This window comes from Streptomyces sp. NPDC002825 (assembly GCF_040295385.1).
Taxonomy (GTDB): domain Bacteria; phylum Actinomycetota; class Actinomycetes; order Streptomycetales; family Streptomycetaceae; genus Streptomyces.
Genome location: NZ_JBEOVH010000019.1, coordinates 12571 through 31685 on the forward strand (window position 1 = coordinate 12571; position 19115 = coordinate 31685).

Genomic DNA, 19115 nt, shown 5'->3' on the forward strand with positions numbered 1-19115 from the left:
TTCCGTCCGACGCGACGGGCGGCCACCGGTCGTGACCCGCCCGTCGCGTCAGGCGGTCCAGCGGCCGAAGCCGGAGGTCTCCCGGGTGAGGCCGGTGGCACTCGTCGCCAGGCCCTCGACGTCCTGCTGCTTCTCCAGCCAGGCGTGGGCGCCGTCACCCATGGCATAGGCGGCGGTCGCGAAGGCATCGGCGAGCGTGAGCGAGGGGCCGATGACCGTCATCGCAGCGAGCGCGTGCGCGGGCGGCTCCCCGGTGCGCGGGTCGAGGATGTGGCAGCCGCGCTCCGCCGGGCCCGACGTCGCCACGGCCACCTCCCGTACCTCGGCGCCTACCTCCACCACCGCGGCCAGCTCGCCCGGGTGCAGAGGATCGGCGAGGCCGATGCGCCAGGGCCCGCCGAGCAGCTGGATGTCACCGCCGCCGTTGACACACACGGCGGCGCCGGGGACCGCCGAAGCCAGCATGCGGGCCGCGCGCTCCGTGGCCCAGCCCTTCACCAGCCCGGTGGGATCCCAGCCGCCGGCGTCTCCCGCGTACCAGGGGGAGAACCAGCCCTCGGTGCGCCGCGTCATGTTCTCGCAGAGGCCCCTCACCTCCTGGACGTCCGGGCCGCACTGCTCGGAAGTGATCTCTCCGCGCGCCAGGCGGCTGACCTGGCTGTCCTCGCGGTACGGGGAGAAGACACGGTCCGCGTGGTGCAGGAAGTCCACCGCCTCCACCAGCGCCCCGCGCGCACGGGAGACGTCGGAGCACCCCCGGACGTCGAACGAGAACACCGTGCCCATCAGGTGTTCCACGTGCCGCACGCGCCGCTCAGACACCGGCCCTGTCCAGGGCGCTCTGGAGCGACTGGCGGTAGCCGGCACTGGTGTAGGTGGCTCCCGAGACGGAGTCGATGTTCGCGCTCTGCGCCGCCAGCGTCCGCTGGTTGAGCTGGGGGATCGCGTCGGCGGAGATCTCCTTGCTCCGTGGTGTGGAGGACGGTGACCTCAGGGCGGTGACCCCGGTGATCGTGCTCCCCTTGACCGTGATCTGCACCTGGACGGAGCCGTACTGCGTGCTGATCGTGGCTCCGGCGACGGACCGGGTGGTGGTGGACCCGCCAGAAGTGCTGCCCGGGGTGCTGGTGGTGCCCGACGTGGTCCTGGACGCGGTGGGGGCACTCGCCTTCGTCGGTGCGGTGGTCGTACGAGACGCCGACGGAACGGCCGACGGCGACGCGCTGCCGGAGGCGCGTGTGCTCGCCGAAGGCGAGGCCGAGGCGCTCACCGAGGCCGACGGTGAAGCGGTGGCGGAGGAAGCGGTGCCGGCGTCGGCCGGAGCCGCGGACGCCACGGGGGTGCTCAGGCCCGCCGCGTCCTGGACGAGCGACGGATCCGTCGTCGGCTTGAGCGCGAGCAGCAGTACGACGGCGGAAACGGTGCCCGCCCCCGCGAGCACCGCACGGCGGAGCGGATGTGTCTTCCTCACACCTCGCTCAGCGTCACGGAGCCCCCGGGCGTCACACCCTGCCCGACCGCTGAGCGGTTCGGCGGCTCAGAAGGCGAAGGACTCATGATGTATCCGCCGGTCCGGCACGCCCACCTCCCGCAGGGCGGCGTACGACTCCTCGGCGAGCCCCTGCGGCCCGCACACGTACACGTCGTGCCGGGCGATGTCCGGCAGGATCCGGCGCAGCATCTCGGCGCTGATCGCCCGCCGCCTGCCGTCCGGCCCGTTGACCGCGTACAGCAACTGCGCTCCCCGGTCGTCCGCGATCGCCTCCAGTTCCTCGCGCAGCGCGAGGTCCTCCGCCGTACGGGCCCGATAGAGCAGCGTCAGATCGCTGCCGGCCCCCGGGAGGGTCTCGAAGAGCGCGCGCAGCGGGGTGATGCCCGCGCCTCCCGCGATCAGCAGCACCTTGCCGCGGCTGCGGCGGGCGGCGGTCAGCGACCCGTACGGGCCCTCGGCCCACACCCGGGTCCCGGGCCGCAGTCCGGCGAGGGCGGCGCTGTGCCCGCCGACGGCCTTGACCGTGATGCGGAGCAGGTCCGGCCGGGGCGGTGCGGAGAGCGAATAGGGGTTGGCCGTCCAGCGCAGCCCCTTGGCGAGGAACCGCCAGCGGAAGAACTGCCCCGCCTCCGCACCGAGCCGGTGCAGCCGGCGCCCGCGGACGAGGACGGACACCACCCCCGGCGCCTCGGGCACCACGGCCTCCACCCGCATGCGATGGGTGAGGTTGAGCCGTACGGGAGTCAGCACCCGGTACCAGACGAGCAGCACGCCGACCGCCCCGTACAGCACGTACCAGGCCATGCGAGCGGCCCGGTCGGCGATGAACTCCGCCCCTGTGGCCAGCTGGTGCCAGAAGGCGAGATACACCGCGAGGTAGGTGAGCAGATGCAGGTAGTACCAGGCCTCGTAGCGCATCCTGCGCCGTACGGCCCCGGCCGAGACGAGTCCTACGACCAGCAGGAGCAGCGTGCCGATCGCCGCTTTGCCCATCTCCGGGTATTCGGTCACCAGGGCCACCGTCTGCTCCACCACCCCGATCCGGCCCTGCAGCGCGTACCCGAACACGGTCAGCAGCACGTGCGCCAGGGTCAGGGAGAGCGCGTACCGTCCGCTCGTGGCGTGCCACCGCGAGACCCGGTCCGACCCGACCCGCCGCTCCAGGGCCGGAACCCGCGCCATCTGCAGCACGACCAGGGCGATCACGTATCCGGCGAGGAGGCCGGTGATCCGCCCCGCGTGGATCAGCCGGTCCCCGGAGTCGGCGAGCACGGCCGGCGTGTTGCGCCACCACAGCCAGACCACTGCGGCCGCGGCGGCCCACGCGAGGACGATCAGGGGTACGGCGGGGGAACGTCTGGGGCGGATACGGCGCTGGGCCTGCCGTCTGCCCGCCCTGCTGTGCTGGATCGTCGTCACGCGCTGAGTCCTCCGGTCGGCTTGGTGCCCGCGCACCTTACCGGCCTCGACCGGGGCACGGGCGCCGGAGAGGCCGCACGCCCGAGCTCGGTGTCCGACGGAAGGACTCCACGTGATCGTCTGCACAGGGGCACCGCACGGCGGGCGTTCCTGCGTACTCCAGGGCGAGCCGGGTGGTGGTGGACGTGGCGCCGCGCCGGTCGCAGAAGCCGCCGCACGGCCGGGTGCCCTCGCCGATGCCGGTGGCGGCCCGGTGAAAATGCTGCTCAACGGTCGAGCCGACGCCTTCGTCAAGGTCGATGCGCTGATCCGCGCGCGTCTCCGCGCTGGACCGCCGCCGGGGATGTCGCAGGCGTTCTAGGTGTGGCCGGCGAGTCCGCCGCTCTTCACGGGCCGGCCATGACCGAAGCGGCATGCGCTCGCGCTCGGCGAGGTCCTTCGGACGCTCCGCCGTCCCTCGTCGCCGTCCCGTAGCTGATCGCGACTCGCAGCAATGTCGTGCGGGCAGACGGAAACCTGCAAGGTGGGCTCCCTTCGCCGGCATTGTCCGGATCAGGTGATGGAGGTCGCCTTCCGGTCTCACAGACCTTCCAGCCTCTCAGCACGACCGTCGGCAAACGCCCCGCGCGGAGCCTCCGCCCGTCGCCCGGGGCCATCCGGTCGAACTCCCTCGCTCGCCCTGCAGGCCGATTTCCACGATACTCCCGCCCCTACCCAGCACCAAGGCCCGGACGGCCCCGTCGCGCCCCGACGGCCAGGGCGCCTCGGTGAACCCGCCGTGTCCCCGACTGCCCACTCGCCGTGACCCGGTGGCAGATGTCCCACCGTTCCTCCGCGAGCGGGCGGAGCGGGACGGGAGCTCCACCTCCGTCCCCCCTGCGGACGGCGGCGACGGGGTCTGCGGCACCCACGGACCGCGTCCGACCGCCGCCCGGCTTTGGGCCGGGCGGCCTATGTCCAACAGTCTCGGCCTCGTTCACGCTGGAGATACGGACTCCGGACGAAGAGGGTGGTTCCCGTACTCACCATTGGTCACCACACCGATGGGCCGTGACAGCGGGCGGCTGCCCCGGCCCGATTCGCCTCTCCCCCGGGACGAAAACCTCACCGACCCCCTCAGAGGACAGGTCTGGACATGAACGAGCAGACGACGAACACGCCGATGCGTACCAAGACGTGGACCCTTCGCGTGGACCTCTTCGAGGAGGGCGACGTCACGAAGGTGCACGCCGTCCTCGACACCGGTGACAACCGGCTGGAGAGCCACACCGAAGCCCACCGCAACCCGCACGACCCTCCCGCGCCGGAGATCGGCGACGAATACGCGGCCGGACGCGCCCTGGTCGACCTCGGCCACCAGCTGCTGCGCTCCGGCATGGCCGACGCCGGCGCCAACGAACCGCCACCGCAAGGATGACCGCCACGGCTCCGACCCTCTGCGGCCGCCTGTCCGCCCATCGCGGCGGCGTCCGGCCCTCATGGGGGGACCGGTGTCCATGAAGCACGCGGGCGGCGAGGACTGCCGATCGCCGCCGGGCCCGGCTACATGGACCGGTGTCTTGTGCGGCTGATCTCCGCACCGAGAGGGGCCGTGGCCTGGGGGACGTAAAGCCCGTAAACGGCGAACTGCTTATCGCTGTGGCGTCCGACGTGGTGCGGCGTTTCGGCGAACACGGTGTGGTCGAAGCCGTCGTCGCTCTGGGCGGCGAGGTCGATGACCTCACGCGAGTGCAGGGCGTGGAGGGCGTCGGCTCGCTGCTCCAGGAAGCCATCGACGCCGCCGTGATCCTCAACGCCCTGCGCGTCGACCAGGCCGCGCCCGACCCTCACCCCCGCCGCCGAAACCCTCATCCACCGCTTCGCGGCCGAACACGACGACCTGAGAGGTGGTCGGCGGCGTCGCGTTCTCCCTCGCGCCATGAAACGGCAGCAGCCCGTCAGCGGATGTCCGTCGGTGAGCCGTTGGCGTGTCAGGCGAGCGTGAGGAAGAGCTTCTCCGGCTACTCAGCGGCCGCGGGGGGCGCCTGCCTCGCTCTCGGCGAGGCGCTGACGCGCCGCGTCGGCAGTCGCAGCGTGAAGCGGGTCCGGCCGGGTCGGCTGGTGACCGTCGCCCGGCCGTCGTGGGCGCGGGTCACGGCGTCCACGATGGCGAGGCCGAGCCCGGTCGAGCCGGTCGCGCGGGAGCGTGAGGAGTCACCCCTGGTGAACCGGTGGAAGACGTCGGGCAGCAGGTCGGGGGGAATGCCCGGGCCGTCGTCCGTGACGGCGAGGGTGACGCCCTCGGCGTCGGCGGCGAGGGCGACGGCGACCCGGGTGCCGGCCGGGGTGTGCCGGCCGGCGTTCGCAAGGAGGTTGGTGAGGACCTGATGAAGGCGGTCGTCGTCACCGGTGACGTGGACGGGTTCCTCGGGAAGGTCCAGCTCCCACTGATGTCCTGGGTGCCGGGCGGTCGCGTCCGCCACGGTGTCGAGAACCACACGGGTCAGGTCCACGTCGTCCCGGCGCAGACTGCGGCCCGCGTCCAGCCGGGCGAGCAGCAGCAGTTCGTCCACCAGGAGACTCATTCGGCGGGACTCGGCGTCGATGCGTTCCAGGGCGTGCCGGACGTCGTCGGGCAGGGTGTCGCCGTGGCTGCGCAGAACGAGTTCGGCGCGGGCCCGCACCGTGGCCACAGGGGTGCGCAGTTCGTGTCCGGCGTCGGCGGCGAAGGTGCGCAGCCGTTCCTCGACCACGTGTCGGCGGTCCAGTGCGTCGCCGACATGGCCGAGCATCCGGTTGAACGCGCCGGTCAGCCGGCCCACCTCGGACTCCGGCCGGGTGCCGGGCAACGGCGTCGGCATGGCGACCTGCCCCGCGGCGAGCGGGAGCCGGGTCACCTCGTCGGCGGTCGCGGCCAGACGTTCAAGGGGGCGCAGGGAGAACCGGGTCCAGGCGGCGGCTGCCACCCCGGCCGCTGTGAGGACGACCGCGAACACGACGGTCTCCACGGCCGCGAGCCGGTGCAGCGTCTCCTCGACGGGGTGCAGGGGGAGTCCCGTCAGCAGGATGTCCCCGTCGTCGCCCGTCCAGGCGGCGACGCGGTAGGTGCCGAGGTCAGCGAAGTGGAGGGTGCGGGGGCCGGCGTCCGGGGGCACCGCGGCGAGCGCCCGCGCGTCCTCGGCGGTGAGCGGCACCGTCACGTCACTTGCGCCGCGTACCACGGCGGCCTGTTCGACCCGGCCGCCCAGCAGCCGGGCGCCGAGGGTTCCGTCGGCCTGGCCCCGGGTGTCGCCGCGGTTGTCGGCGTCGGGCCGGTCCTCGTGCTCGAGGCTGACCGCGAACCGGCTGCCGCCCGCCACGATCTGCTGGTCGAGGCGGCTGACCAGGAAGCTGCGGAGCGCGAGCACGGTGACCAGGCCGACGGTCACGCTGCCGAGGGCGAGGAGCACGACGAGTCCGGTGGTGAGCCGGGCGCGGAGAGAGTGCGGCAGCCGGGGCCGGACACGCGGCGCGCGGACCCGCCACGACCGGGCGCGCGACGGGCGCGGGGCACGCTGTGGGCTCATCGGCGCTCCGGGCGCAGCACATAGCCGACGCCGCGCACGGTGTGGATGAGCGGGGATCGGCCGGAGTCGATCTTCTTGCGGAGATAGCTGATGTACAGCTCGACGACATGGGCGCGCCCGCCGAAGTCGTAGCGCCAGACGTGTTCCAGGATCTGCTGCTTGGACAGCACCCGGCGCGGGTTGCGCAGGAGGTAGCGCAGCAGCTCGAACTCGGTGCGGGAGAGGTCGACGGGTACGCCGCCGCGGGTGACCTCGTGGCCGTCCTCGTCCATGACGAGGTCGGCCACGGTCAGGCGGGGGCCGCTGCCCCGCGCACCGGTGGCGAGCCCGGCCCGACGCAGCAGTCCCCGGAGCCGGACCAGTACCTCTTCGAGGCTGAACGGCTTGGTGACGTAGTCGTCGGCGCCGGCGGTGATGCCGGCGATCCGGTCCTCGACGGCGTCGCGCGCGGTGAGGAAGAGGACGCACACGTCGGGGCGGGCGGCACGCAGCCGGGCCAGCACGTGCGGGCCGTCCTCGTCGGGCAGCATCCAGTCGAGGACCACCGCGTCGGGGCCGAAGTCCTCCGCGACCGCGTCGGCCTCGGCGGCCGTGCCCGCGGTGCGCACCTGCCAGCCCTCGGCGCGCAGGGCTGCGGCCAGCACCTCGGTGAGGTCCTGCTCGTCGTCGACGACCAGCACTCGCGGCCGGGTGCTGTCAGGGCGGCGCACCTCGGTGCGTGGCGATGGGTTCATGGTCCTTCCAGGATGCCGGACGGCGCCAAGCCGGAGATCCGCACCCGCCTCTGAGTTTCCTCTGAACAGGTCGTCGTCGCCCGCCCGTGCGCCGCCCGGCCCGGGGTTGGTCCGGAGCGGGCCGTCGGGCCCGCGGGGGGCCCGGTTCAGAGACTTCTCACAGGATCGCGGACCACAGTGGGCGGGACCTGGCGACCTGCCGGGTTTCACGGGACCGAAGGCGAGGGAGCGGATGAGCACGGAAGTCGCGCGGACCGCCCGGCCGGGCGGCCGGCATCGTGTCGGTCGGACCGCCGGATCGGCGTCCGCCGTGGTGGTCGCGGTCCAGGCGCTGATCTGGACCGGGGCCGCGGCGGTGCTCGGCCTGTGGTGGGTGGACACGGCCTCGGTAGTGGGTCCGGCCGGCTGGTTCACCGGGGCGGGCCGGATCACCGGTCTGCTCGCGGGGTACGCCTGCGCGGTGCTGGTGATCCTCATGGCGCGCGTGCCGCTCCTCGACCGCACGGTGGGCACCGACCGGCTGGCCCGCTGGCACGCGGCGGCGGGCCGCTACACGATCGGGCTCGCACTGGCCCACGCGGTGCTGACCATCGAGGGCTACGCGCTCACCGGCCGGACGGACCCGGTCACCGAGGGCGTCCGGGTGGTACTGCACTATCCGGACATGCTCAAGGCGACCGCCGGACTGCTGCTCCTCCTGGTGACGGCGGTGCTCTCGGCGCGCACCGCCCGGCGCCGGCTGAGTCACGAGACCTGGTACTACCTGCACCTGCTCACGTACGCGGCGGTCTTCCTCGCCTTCGGTCACCAGCTCACGAACGGCGCGGACTTCGACCGGCCGGTGGCGCGGATCGCCTGGTACGTGCTGTACCTCGGGGCCGCGGCCCTGATCGTCTGGTTCCGGGTGCTCACGCCGCTGCGGCTTTCGCGGCGGCACCGGCTGCGGGTCGCGGCCGTCCGGCGGGAGTCCCCGGACGTGGTGTCGGTGCTCGTCACCGGCGAGCGCATGGACGAGCTCACCGTCCGGCCCGGCCAGTTCTTCCGCTGGCGGTTCCTGTCCCCCGGGCTGTGGTGGACCGCGTCGCCGTACTCGGTGTCCGCCGTTCCCGACGGGCGGAGCCTGCGGATCACGGTGAAGGCACTGGGCGGCCACAGCGCGGCCCTCGCCGCGCTGCGTCCCGGGACCCGGGTGTGGGCGGAGGGACCGTACGGGGCACTCACCGCGGACCGGAGCGCGGGCCGGCCCGCGCTGCTGCTGGCGGCCGGGGTGGGCATCACCCCGCTGCGGGCGCTGTTCGAGACGCTGCCGGAGGATCCGGTGCTGATTCACTGGGCCCGGCGGCCCGAGGATCTGGTGCTGAGACACGAGATCGACACCGTCGCGGCCCGGCGCGGCGCGCGTGCGTACTACTCCGTGAGCCACCCGGCCGGCTACCGGCTGGCGTTGGACGCGGAAACGTTGCGCGGTCTCGTGCCGGACGTCGCACGGCGGGTCTGCTACCTGTGCGGCCCGCCCGACTGGACCTCGGCGGCGCGGGCGGCGCTGCGCGCGGCGGGCGTGCCCGCCCACCGGATCCACCACGAGTCCTTCGCCCTCTGAACGCGCCGTCCGACCGGCCCGCCGCTGCGGACACCCGTTCCGCCGGCCGACCCCGAAGGGGAATCCGATGCGCCGTACGCTGCTCTCCGTCGCCGTGACCGCGGCCGGGATCTGCTCGCTGCTCGCCCTGAAACCGCACCATCCGGCCGTCCCGCCGGTCACCGTCGCCCCGACCGGACCCGGATCCTCCGGTACGAGCTCCGGGGGCCCGGTCTCCGGCACGTACACCGGGGACTCCGTCGCCACCCGGTACGGGCCGGTTCAGGTGCGTGTCACGCTCAGCGGCGGGCGGATCACCGAGGCCGTGGCGGTCAGGACACCGTCGGAGAACGAACGCGACCGGGAGATCGCCGGCTACGCGGTACCGATGCTCACCAGCGAGACACTGACCGCGCAGAGCGCGCAGATCGACACGGTGTCGGGGGCCACCTACACCAGCGAGGGCTACATCCGGTCCCTGCAGAGCGCACTGGACCGGGCTCATGGGTGACCGGGCCGGGGCGGGTGGGGTTCCATGGCGGCATGCCGAACCGGTGATGGGCACCGTGGTCTCGTTCACTCTACGCCACCGGCCGACGCCCGTACTGCGGGCCGCACTGGCGGACGCGGTGGCGCTGCTGCACGAGGCCGACCGAATGTACTCCCCGTTTCTGCCGGACAGCGCCGTCAGCCGGCTGCGGCGCGGCGAGCTGGGCCGGGATGACGCCCCGCCCGAGGTTCGCCACGTACTGGAGCTGTGCGAACGGGCGCACAGCCGTACCCGGGGTGCCTTCGACGCCTGGGCGGACGGACGGCCGGATCCGTGCGGTCTGGTGAAGGGCTGGGCCGCCGAGCGGGCCTGGCGGGTGTTGTACGAGGCGGGCGCCACCGACGTGTGCGTGAACGCGGGCGGGGACGTACGGGTCGGCGGCGCGCCGGGACCCGCGGGTGTCTGGCGCACCGGGATCGCCGATCCCCGGCGGCCGGGGCGGCTGCTGGCGGTGGTGGCCGGAAGGGACCACGCGGTCGCCACCTCGGGGACGACCGAGCGTGGCGCACACATCGTCGACCCGCGCGCCCGGACCCCGGCCACCGGACTGCTGGCGGCGACCGTCACCGGCCCGGAGCTGCTGTGGGCCGATGTCCACGCGACGGCGGCAATCGTCCTGGGGGCCACTGCAGCACATCGGTGGATCGCCTCTCTGCCGGGGTACGCCCTTCTCACCGTCACTGCGGACGGTGAGGCGCGGGCATCCAAGGACTTCCCCTTCGCCCCATCCGGGTAAGGCTTCTTCTCCTGCACCGAAGCCATCGCCGAGTTCCACCGGCGCCACTCCGTCGCCGTCCGCCCCAGCCCCGCGCCTCTCACCGACCTGGAAAAGGCCGTCCGCCATGTGCTCCACGGGCAGACGCCGGCGAGCGGATCCGCCACGAGCACCGACACGGCGCCGACGCCGCCGCCTACCGCCGCTCTGGGCGGACACGAGGAGTTCCTCACTTCCTCCCCCGACGACGACCCCCGGTGGGAGAAGCACCGGACCTGGAGCGACGAGACGGCCATCGCCTCACACGAAAGCCTGACCGTCCGGGCCGAGTTCGGCCACGAAGCACGCACCGCACCGACACCGCCTGGACCATCGCCGAGTACAACGGACCAGTCGGCGAACGGCTCTGGCACGCCGCCGTCACCGCCAACACCCCCATCCCCCTGATCCAGACCCTGCCGCAGCACCTCGACGCCCCGCTCCCCGTGAGCGCCACGGAGCCGCACGAGCCACTGCGGAACGCCAGGGCGGTATCTGTCGTGCCACCCAGCCCGGACGACCTGGCGCTCCCCGAACCGCACCATCGCTTTCGAGCACAGCCCCCCGTGCCACCGACGATCGGTGGACCTTGTACGGAGGCGAAGCCCTCGACCAGGCGACATGGGTCAGGTCATCCGCCTGTCCGCCGGGGTCGCCCATGGCGTCCTCTCCCAACTCGCCGACACTGCCGCTGAGCTCGCAGTTCCTCCGCCCGCCCCGCCACACGGAACGCCCCGCGCCTCCCGGCCTCCCGCCGCGGTTCCCCAGCGACACGGTCGCGTCCGCTGATCACGCCTCATACGGCCGGTCCGGGCAGCCGACGCCCTGCCCGGCGCGGGACACGCTCCGCGTCAACGCCCGTCACCGGGTGTCCGGCCTGGCACGATGCCTCACATGCAGCCGCTGCCTTCCTCCTGTCCCGCCCATCTGCTCGCGTTCGAGTCGGTCACCGGCAGGGCGAACACCGGTTCCCGCAGGCCCAGAGCCGCCGCCCGCGGGCATCGAACGGCCGCGTGATGACGGATGGCGAGGAGTCGGAGCAGGCGTCTCTTCCCGACCTGCGGCTGCGACTGGATGCCCAGCTGGAGGCGATCGCCGGAAAGCTGCGGGACCTGGCGAAGGCCAAGGACCGGTTGCAGAGCCTGCTCGACGCGGTCCTGGCCCTGAGCCAGGAAGAGGACCTGCCGGCGGTGCTGCACCGGTTCGTCACCACCGCCATGGACCTGACCGGAGCCCGCTACGGGGCACTGGGCGTGCTGGACGAGGCCGGTCAGGAGTTGGAGCAGTTCATCACCGCCGGACTGTCGGAGTCCGAGCGCGCCGACCTGTCCGGAACCGACTTCCCCCGCGGGCGCGGTGTTCTCGGGCATCTGATCCGCAACCCCCGGCCCCTGCGGGTCGACGACATCGCCTCCCACCCGACCTCCGTCGGCTTCCCGCCCGGCCACCCGCCGATGCGCACTCTGCTGGGGGTCGCCATCAGCGTGCGGGGAACGATCTACGGCGACCTGTACCTGTCCGAGCGCCGTGACGGCCGCCCCTTCGACCGCGAGGACGAGGACATCGTCGTCACCCTGGCCGGCGCCGCCGGCATCGCCATCGAGAACATGCGCCTGTTCGAACAGGTCCGCGACAGCGCCGAACACTTCCAGCGACTCCTGCTGCCCACCCTGCCCGACCTCCACCCGTTCACCGGAGCCGCCGTCTACCGCCCCGCCACCGCCCCCGGCCATCTCGGCGGCGACTGGTACGACGCCATCTGGCTGCCCGACAACGCCTGCGCCGTCGTCATCGGCGACGTCGTCGGCCACGACCTGCACGCCGCCGCGGCCATGGCCCAGACCCGCAGCATGCTCCGCGCACTGCTCTACGACCGCCTCACCCCGCCCAGCTCCGTCCTGAAGCAGCTCGACCGCACCCTGCACGCCATCACCGACCTGCCCGTCACCACCGCATGCCTCGCCCGCATCGAACCGGCACAAGACGGCTGGACCCTGCACTGGAGTACCGCCGGCCACCTCCCCCCGCTCCTGATCACCCCCGACCGGCAGACGCGGTACCTCCTCGCCGAGCCCGGTCTCCCCCTGGCCGTGAACACCGAACAGCACCGCCCCGACCACACCCACCCGCTGCCGCCAGGAGCCACCGTGGTCTTCTACACCGACGGACTCGTCGAGCACCCCGCCCACCCCATCGACGACGGCCTGGACCGACTCGCCGAACTCGCCATCGCCTACATCGGCCTGCCCCTACAGGACTTCGTCGACGCCCTGGCCGACCACCACCCCAGCGACGGCCACGACGACATGGCCATCCTCGCCCTCCGCACCCCGCACACGTGAAAGCGCGAGCGCTCGGGCACTCCATGGTGCGCTTCAGGGTGCCTCCGAAAGCTCCACTCATCGCGTCCTCCTCGCTGATCTGGAGAGCCCTCGGTGAGTGGTCTCCACCTTGTAGGAGCCCCGGCCGGTAGGGACATCGGGGACGAGCACCTCAAGGCGACAGGCCGTCCCCACCTCGGTCGACTCACCGAGGCCTCCCATGGCGACCACCGTCCGGAACGCTTGTGGACCGTGACCGCCGCGCCTTCGGTGATGTCGTCGCAACCGAACGCCCCAAGGGCTGACGGGTTCCGGTACGAGGTAGGCGCCTTCGGAGCTTCACTGAACCTGGTGCGAGAAGTCCCGGCGTGACGGGCGAATGCTGCCAGCTTCGGCGGTCCCCCTTGGGGACGTCCTTCTCGTCCGCGGACACGCCGTCACCGCCGTGTCCGCGGCCGGGCCTGTCGGCGTCCACATACGGCAGCGGGCAGCCACGCTTACGCTCCTGAGCGGAATCACCGCCGCGGCGAGTACCGGACAGCCTCCGAGGACGCGGCGATCGTCGTGATCTTCGAAGCCGATGACTTCGCGCCCGTCCTGGACATCGGCCTGACATGGGGGGACGGTTTCCAGGTGGCGACCCATCCCGCGGTCACCGCCGAGGAAGGACTGCGGATCGGACCGTCCGTCCTCGAGCAGCGGCGAGCGTGAGAGCAGGACGCGCCCACCTGATCACGTGGACCTCCACTCGCGTGGTCCGCTCGTCGACGGGGTGGCCGTGCATGAACCCTCTCGCTGTGCGACAGCGGCCGGGGCCGCCGGTGGTGGCGGCTTCGAAGTCCCCGGCCGGCACGGCCCTGGTGACACCTCCCACCTGTCCGGCGGCAACGGGAAACAAGCCCTGGAAGGCGATGTCCCCGTCGGGCAGGGCAGAGGTGATGGTGCACCGGGCATCGCCGGTACCGTCCGGGCGGGTGGCGGACACGGTGCACACCCCGCCGTTGTGTCCGATCTTGACGTCGTTCCGGAAGAGTTCCTCGGACAGGATCAGCGTCGCGCCTTGCACGAACCCCTCCGGCCCCTGGTAACTCGCCTGGAAGGTCCTCGACGTGACATGGAGGAGGGAATCGGGACGAGGACGCGAGACCGACGGACCGGGCAGGTGGCCTCACTGGGGAGACCGATTGAGTAGCGAGGGACGGTCCGCGAGCGGACTCTGGGAGCATGGAAGAGGTTCGCCCATGACGCACGCGTCGTCTCCAGAGGATCTGGTCCGAGCGGCGCGTGCCGCAGGGGTCACGGACGAGCGGCTGCTCAAGGCTGTCCGGGGCACCCCACGGGCGGAGTTCGTGCCCGCCGAGCACGTGGCGTCCGCTTACCGGGATACGCCCGTACCGCTCCCGCGCGACCAGGTGACCACCCAGCCCTCACTGGTCGCCATGATGGTGTCCGCACTCGGCCTCACCGGCAGCGAACGCGTCCTGGAGATCGGCACCGGCTACGGCTGGCAGACCGCGCTGCTGGCCCGTCTCGCCGCGTACGTGGTCAGCGTCGAACGCTGGCCGGATCTGGTCGAGGAGGCCCGCCGCCGACTCGCCGCGCAGGGCATTGAGAACACCACGATCGTCCTCGGCGACGGAACCCTCGGTATGCCGGCCCGTGCACCGTATGACGCCGTCATCGTCTGCGCCGCCTTCCCCGAGGTACCGGAGCCGCTGGTCGCGCAGCTGCGGACCGGTGGCCGGCTCGTCCAGCCCATCGGCCCGGGCGGACGGGAACACGTAGAGCTGTACGAGCGGCAGGCCCACGGCCTGGCGCTCCGCGCGACGGTCACGGCGGCCCACTTCGTCCGCCTGTACGGCGCCCATGGCTACGATCAGCGCTGACACGTACCGACCGAGTTCCCTGCCCTTTGACCGCACGGTGGCACGATCGCCGCGGTTCAGCTCGGCGAGAGCGTCCGGGCCGTCCGACGACACCGCCCCAGAAGCAAACGCCACCCGGTCCACCCTCGCACCCAGGACCGCCGCACACGCAAGCGCGTACTGGCCTCCCATCGAGCAGCCATAGACGGAGAAGCGCTCGATCCCGGGCTCGTCGGCCAACTGTGCCACGTCCGAGGCCCAATCCCGGGTCGTCCGGCCCGGCTTGGGATCGGAGCGGCCGACGCCGGGCCAGTCCGGCGAGACGAGACGGATCCCGAGGGCGTGAGCCTCATCCGCCGCGCTGACGACATCGAGCCGCCCGATCAGGCCTCCGTGGCGATGGAGGACGGGCCGACCCCTGAGATCGCCGAACTCGGCGTACGCGAGTCGGCGGTCGTCCGCAAAAGTCACCAACCTGGTCTCGAACTCCAGCACCACACTCCTCCTCGCCGTTGGACTCCGCAGAGAGTCGATCTGCCTCCAGCAGGGCCCGCCCCGGGCTCGGCTCCCCCGCGCCCTCGACGGTGGTGACATGCCCGCCCGGGGAAGCCGGAAGGCGGCAGATGGGGACGCCGCGGGCCCAGACATCTCCCGCGACGACCGCCGTTTCGACACTTTCCTCCCGCGAACCCTGTACGGCCAGCAGGGTCCTTCCGCGTCCGTCTCTCTGGACACGTCCCGAAGGTCAGGCACGCCCCCTCGGCTCTCATGGTCGCTCCCGAGAGGGCTCTCGGCGACCAGGGGTGCCGGCTGCCGAGGACACCGCACGGTACTCACTACTCCGGACCGGTTCATGTACGCCCACGGTGGGTCCACAGCGGTTCGACGACGGCCCACTCGCTCTCCCAGTCGTCCAGGGTGGCGGCCTCGGCGCGCCGCAGACGCAGGCCGACCACGCCGGCGGCGGTCAGGGCGAGCGCCCCGGCGACGAACGTACCGCCGACGGCGGCGCCGAACCGCCCTTCGGCCGTACTGCGCGGGGCACGGGTGACCGCTCCGGCGTCGTCGACCCAGATCGTCACCTTGGTGCCTTCGGCGGTACGGGGCTCGACGGCGACCTTGCCGGTGCGCGGTGTGCCGTCGGGGGCGCGCCAGGAGGCGTCGACGGACGTGGCGGGTCTGCCGAAGCGGGCCGCCGTCGCCACTCCTGTGGCGCGGGCGAGGGTGGTCGCGGTGGTCTCATGGCGGTGGGCGGCCTCGGCACGGGCGGTACGTCCCGCGCCGCTCCACATGCGGGCACCCACGATCACACCGGAGATCAGGGCGACGAGCAGCGCGAGGGCGAGGCCGACGTGCCAGCGGGTACGGGTCCGGTCGCAGGGACGGCGCAGGGGATTGACGTCCGGACCGGCAGGGTCGCCGTTCCGGCCGTCGTGCCAGGGCCGCTGCGGCTGTCCGGGAGTCGGTATCGGTCCGTCGCGCATGGCAGGGCTCCAGGTGGGGGGCCCGCGCCGGGCCCCCACGGGCTCGGCGCGGTGTGATGGTGTCGGCGCGCAGGGGTGGATCCGGGATGCAACGGGGTTTCATGCGGTGGATTCCGCCCCGCCGGACTCTCCGGCGCGGGTCACGGGAACGGTGTGGGAGCGGGTCTCCTGAGGCTGGCGGATGGAGACGCTGACGGTGAGGATGCCGTCGGCGTACTCGGCCTTCACGTCCTCGGGGTTGATCGTCTCCGGCAGGCGCACCGCGCGCTCGAAGGAGCCGTAGCGGAACTCGGAGTGGTCCTTCGTCTCGCTGCTCTCCTCGTGCTCGGCGCTGACCGTGAGCACGTCGCCTTCCACAGTGATCGTGATGTCCTTGTCGGGGTCCACCCCGGGCAGCTCCGCCTTCAGCACGTACTGTCCTTCCCCGCTCGTCACCTCGATCGGGATGGCGTGCCGGCCGAAGGCCGTGCGCCACATCGGGAAGCGGGGAAGGTCGCCGAACCAATCCCTGACGTCGGGGAACTCGGGGAAGCGGCCGCGACGGCGTTCCATGTCCGTTGACATGATCGTTCGCTCCTTGCATCGTGGATCGACCTGTCATCCCCACGCTGGCGCCCGCAGGCGTGCCGTCCGAGTGCCGGACGGGCCCGTAACAGGGCCGAACGGGGCACTGCTTCCGGGGACCTGTCGGCCCTCCGGCGCACAGCTGCGATGCCCCGGTGCTCCCGAGCCGGGTCACATCGCGGCCCGCATGCGCGGCCGGACGATCTGGGGTACTCCTCGAACGAGAGGAAGGGGCGTGCTCCGGTGCTCAGGCGCCGACGCTCGCGTGCCCCTCCCCGCGGCGTCGTACGAGAGGGAGACAGGTGCCATGGAGCCAGTCGTCACGGTCGGCCTCGACGGCTCACCCGAGAGCATGGCCGCCGCCTATTGGGCCGCGGACGAGGCGGAGCGGCGCAAGGTGACGCTGCGCCTGATGCATGCCTGGCCCATGCTCGCGCCCGAGCCGGTCCACGCCGCGTCGGAGATCGATCAGAACTACTGGGCGAAGCGTCTCGTGCACAAGGCGCAGGCGGAACTCCAGGCCCGCCACCCGGGCCTCGTGATCGTCGGCAACCTGGTCGCCGACGACGCGCAGGACGCCCTGGTGAAGGCGGCATCGGAGTCCGAGCTGACCGTGCTGGGTTCGCGCGGCCTGACGTCCGCCGAGAGCTACTTCCTCGGCTCCGTCAGCATGGCCGTCGTGGCACGGGGCACGCGGCCCGTGGTCCTGGTCCGTCCCGAGGCCCGCGAAAAGGGCACGGCGCCCGACACCGGCGGCGTCGTGGTCGCGCTGAAGCTGCACGGCCCCTGTGACGACCTGCTCGCCTTCGCCTTCGAGGCCGCCGCAGCCCGCGGCGTGCCCCTCCAGGTCGTCCACGGCCGAAGTCTGCCGCTCCATGCGCACACGCCGTGGGGAGTGGACCACGAGGTCACCAAGGAGATCACGGAGGGCGCGGGGAAGGAGCTCGCTCAAGTCCTCCGCCCCTGGCGCGAGAGGTTCCCCGGCGTGGAGCCGGTCGACGCCGTCCGGCTCGAAAGCCCGGCCGAGGCTGTCGTGCGCGCCGCAGAGGGTGCCGAACTGTTGGTCGTCGGCCGGCGCAAGCACCGTCCCCCGCTCGCACCACGCCTCGGTCCCGTGGCCCATGCCGCCCTGCACCACGCGCGCTGCCCCGTCGCCGTCGTCCCCCATGACTGAGCCGACCCCGTTGAACGAGCTGACGGCGACAGCGCGCCAGGAGCACACTGCCACCCTCCGGCCTGACGTGGTCCCTGACACCGGCGCGCTCCCGCGGGCGGAGGTGCGCGAGACCCACACGGCGGTCGTGTTCTTCGTCGGCGATCGTGCCTACAAGCTGAAGAAGCCGGTCGACCTGAAGTTCCTGGACTACAGCACCGTGGAGGCACGGCGGGCCGCATGCGAGCGGGAGGTCGCTCTCAACCGCCGCTTCGCCCCGGACGTCTACCTGGGCGTGGGCGAGATCCGCGTCCCCGGCGCGGAGGCACCCGAGCCGCTCGTGGCGATGCGCCGCATGCCCACCGAGCGCCGCCTGTCCCGGCTCGTACGAGAGGGCATGGTCGTCGACGATGCCCTACGGGCCGTCGCCCGGCTGCTCGCCACCCGCCACGCGAGCGCACCCCGCACGCCGGACTCGGACGCGCAGGGCACCCGGGACGCCCTGTCCGCGCGCTGGGAGGCGAGCTTCGCGCAGGTGCGTGAGATGGCCGTGGAAGACCGCGTGCTGGAGGAGGTGGCGGAGATCGAGCAACTGGTCCGCCGCTATCTCGCCGGGCGTGAGCCGTTGTTCGACATGCGCATCGAGCAGGGCCGCATCGTCGACGGGCACGGCGACCTGCTCGCCGAGGACGTCTTCTGCCTCGACGACGGCCCCCGGGTGCTGGACTGTCTGGAGTTCGACGACCACCTGCGCTACGTCGACGGCCTGGACGACGCCGCCTTCCTCGCCATGGACCTGGAACAGCTCGACGCCTCGGATCTGGCAGCGTTCTTCCTCGCCCGCTACAGCGAGTACTCCGCCGACCCCGCGCCGCCGACGCTGCGGCACCACTACGTCGCCTACCGCGCCTTCGTCCGCGCCAAGGTCTCCCTGATCCAGGCCCGCCAGGGCGCGCCCGACGCCGACCTCACCGCAAGGCGGCTGATCTCCTCGACCCTGCGGCACCTGCGCGCCTCCGCCGTCGGCCTGACCCTCGTGGGAGGACTCCCCGGTAGCGGCAAGTCCACCGTCTCCGGTGCGCTGGCCGACCGCCTGGGCGTCACGCTCCTCAGCAGCGACCGCCTCCGCAAGGAACTCGCCGGCATCCCGGTGGACCAGTCCGCTGCGGCCCCCTACGGCGAGGGCCTGTACACACCCGAGTGGACCGACCGGACGTACGCCGCCCTGTTGGAGCGCGCAGCGGCGCTGCTGTCCCGCGGCGAGTCCGTCGTCCTCGACGCCACCTGGTCGAACGCCGCACAGCGCGAAGCCGCACACCGCGTGGCCGAACGCACCAGCGCCGACCTCGTGGCCCTGCACTGCCGGGTCCCGGACGAGACGACGGCGGCCCGCCTGGAGACCCGCTCCGCCGGACCGTCCGACGCGGACCTCGGCGTGGTGCTCGCCATGGCGGAGCGGGAGCCTCCGTGGGCCGAGGCCGTCGCGATCGACACCAGCGGCCCCCTGGAGGCCGCGGTCTCCCAGGCGCTGGCAGCCGTACGCCCGCACGGCACCGGCCGCCTGGTCTTCCGCCGCCCCTACATGGCCCCGGACTAGCAACGGAAGACGCGCAGGACATCGCTGCGACGAACCCGTACCAGGCCCACGGCACGAC

The 19115-nt window shown here is 72.6% G+C and carries 18 protein-coding genes and 2 pseudogenes; 11 read left to right on the forward strand and 9 right to left on the reverse strand.

Features of this window, described 5'->3' with window-relative positions; translation table 11 throughout:
- Positions 1–48 precede the first annotated feature (48 nt).
- The 3 genes from ABT041_RS23310 to ABT041_RS23320 form a co-directional block, all read right to left on the reverse strand.
- Positions 49–786 carry an FAD:protein FMN transferase gene (locus ABT041_RS23310; RefSeq protein WP_351187374.1) on the reverse strand — a complete coding sequence of 246 codons (738 nt, stop codon included), beginning with the start codon at positions 784–786 and terminating at the stop codon, positions 49–51.
- A gap of 28 nt (positions 787–814) precedes the next feature.
- Positions 815–1471, reverse strand: a complete 657-nt coding sequence (locus tag ABT041_RS23315; RefSeq protein ID WP_351187376.1) for an FMN-binding protein — start codon at positions 1469–1471, stop codon at positions 815–817.
- A gap of 66 nt (positions 1472–1537) precedes the next feature.
- Positions 1538–2911 carry a ferredoxin reductase family protein gene (locus ABT041_RS23320; RefSeq protein WP_351187378.1) on the reverse strand — a complete coding sequence of 458 codons (1374 nt, stop codon included), beginning with the start codon at positions 2909–2911 and terminating at the stop codon, positions 1538–1540.
- 112 nt (positions 2912–3023) lie between these two features.
- Between ABT041_RS23320 and ABT041_RS23325 the strand changes: the two genes are divergently transcribed.
- Together ABT041_RS23325 and ABT041_RS23330 are read left to right on the forward strand one after the other, a co-directional pair.
- On the forward strand, positions 3024–3272 hold the full coding sequence (locus tag ABT041_RS23325; protein ID WP_351187380.1) for a hypothetical protein: 249 nt from the start codon (positions 3024–3026) through the stop codon (positions 3270–3272).
- A 774-nt stretch (positions 3273–4046) separates the two neighbouring features.
- On the forward strand, positions 4047–4328 hold the full coding sequence (locus ABT041_RS23330) for a dsRBD fold-containing protein (RefSeq protein ID WP_351187382.1): 282 nt from the start codon (positions 4047–4049) through the stop codon (positions 4326–4328).
- Positions 4329–4453: 125 nt separating this feature from the next.
- On the opposite strand, the gene ABT041_RS23335 is transcribed toward ABT041_RS23330, so the two are convergent.
- From ABT041_RS23335 to ABT041_RS23345, 3 genes are all read right to left on the reverse strand, one after another.
- A complete protein-coding gene (locus tag ABT041_RS23335; RefSeq protein ID WP_351187384.1) occupies positions 4454–4762 on the reverse strand; it encodes a hypothetical protein in 309 nt (102 codons plus the stop codon).
- 149 nt (positions 4763–4911) lie between these two features.
- Positions 4912–6456 carry a sensor histidine kinase gene (locus tag ABT041_RS23340; RefSeq protein ID WP_351187386.1) on the reverse strand — a complete coding sequence of 515 codons (1545 nt, stop codon included), beginning with the start codon at positions 6454–6456 and terminating at the stop codon, positions 4912–4914.
- Entirely contained in the window at positions 6453–7190 is a 738-nt protein-coding gene (locus tag ABT041_RS23345; protein ID WP_351187388.1) for a response regulator transcription factor, read from the reverse strand. The genes ABT041_RS23340 and ABT041_RS23345 overlap by 4 nt, the downstream gene beginning before the upstream one ends.
- Before the next feature lie 232 nt (positions 7191–7422).
- Here ABT041_RS23345 and ABT041_RS23350 point away from each other — a divergent pair, with 232 nt between their 5' ends.
- From ABT041_RS23350 to ABT041_RS23380, 7 genes and pseudogenes are all read left to right on the forward strand, one after another.
- Positions 7423–8790 carry a ferredoxin reductase family protein gene (locus ABT041_RS23350; protein ID WP_351187390.1) on the forward strand — a complete coding sequence of 456 codons (1368 nt, stop codon included), beginning with the start codon at positions 7423–7425 and terminating at the stop codon, positions 8788–8790.
- 67 nt (positions 8791–8857) lie between these two features.
- Positions 8858–9280 (forward strand): FMN-binding protein, encoded by a 423-nt coding sequence (locus ABT041_RS23355; RefSeq protein ID WP_351187392.1) that lies wholly within the window; start codon positions 8858–8860, stop codon positions 9278–9280.
- 46 nt (positions 9281–9326) lie between these two features.
- Positions 9327–10055 (forward strand): FAD:protein FMN transferase, encoded by a 729-nt coding sequence (locus ABT041_RS23360; RefSeq protein ID WP_351187596.1) that lies wholly within the window; start codon positions 9327–9329, stop codon positions 10053–10055.
- Between the two features lie 236 nt (positions 10056–10291).
- Entirely contained in the window at positions 10292–10768 is a 477-nt protein-coding gene (locus ABT041_RS23365) for a DUF317 domain-containing protein (RefSeq protein ID WP_351187394.1), read from the forward strand.
- Positions 10769–11089: 321 nt separating this feature from the next.
- Positions 11090–12415, forward strand: coding sequence for a PP2C family protein-serine/threonine phosphatase (locus ABT041_RS23370; RefSeq protein WP_351187396.1), 1326 nt, complete (start codon positions 11090–11092; stop codon positions 12413–12415).
- A gap of 543 nt (positions 12416–12958) precedes the next feature.
- The gene (locus ABT041_RS23375; protein WP_351187398.1) at positions 12959–13105 is read left to right on the forward strand and encodes a hypothetical protein; all 147 of its coding nucleotides are present in this window, start codon (positions 12959–12961) and stop codon (positions 13103–13105) included.
- 530 nt (positions 13106–13635) lie between these two features.
- Positions 13636–14250: pseudogene (locus ABT041_RS23380) on the forward strand (protein-L-isoaspartate(D-aspartate) O-methyltransferase); the annotation flags it as partial.
- Here the strand turns inward: ABT041_RS23380 and ABT041_RS23385 are convergent.
- The 3 genes and pseudogenes from ABT041_RS23385 to ABT041_RS23395 all read right to left on the reverse strand — a co-directional run.
- Positions 14155–15114: pseudogene (locus tag ABT041_RS23385) on the reverse strand (alpha/beta fold hydrolase); the annotation flags it as partial. The pseudogenes ABT041_RS23380 and ABT041_RS23385 sit on opposite strands and share 96 nt — an antisense overlap.
- Entirely contained in the window at positions 15111–15743 is a 633-nt protein-coding gene (locus ABT041_RS23390) for an Rv1733c family protein (RefSeq protein ID WP_351187400.1), read from the reverse strand. The gene ABT041_RS23390 and the pseudogene ABT041_RS23385, both read right to left, overlap by 4 nt.
- 99 nt (positions 15744–15842) lie before the next feature.
- Positions 15843–16307 carry an Hsp20/alpha crystallin family protein gene (locus tag ABT041_RS23395; protein ID WP_351187402.1) on the reverse strand — a complete coding sequence of 155 codons (465 nt, stop codon included), beginning with the start codon at positions 16305–16307 and terminating at the stop codon, positions 15843–15845.
- Between the two features lie 307 nt (positions 16308–16614).
- On the opposite strand from ABT041_RS23395, the gene ABT041_RS23400 reads away from it, so the two are divergent.
- Both ABT041_RS23400 and ABT041_RS23405 read left to right on the forward strand, forming a co-directional pair.
- Positions 16615–17481, forward strand: a complete 867-nt coding sequence (locus ABT041_RS23400) for a universal stress protein (RefSeq protein WP_351187404.1) — start codon at positions 16615–16617, stop codon at positions 17479–17481.
- 103 nt (positions 17482–17584) lie between these two features.
- Complete coding sequence (locus ABT041_RS23405; RefSeq protein ID WP_351187598.1) at positions 17585–19057, forward strand: bifunctional aminoglycoside phosphotransferase/ATP-binding protein; 1473 nt, start codon at positions 17585–17587, stop codon at positions 19055–19057.
- The last annotated feature ends 58 nt before the right edge of the window (positions 19058–19115 follow it).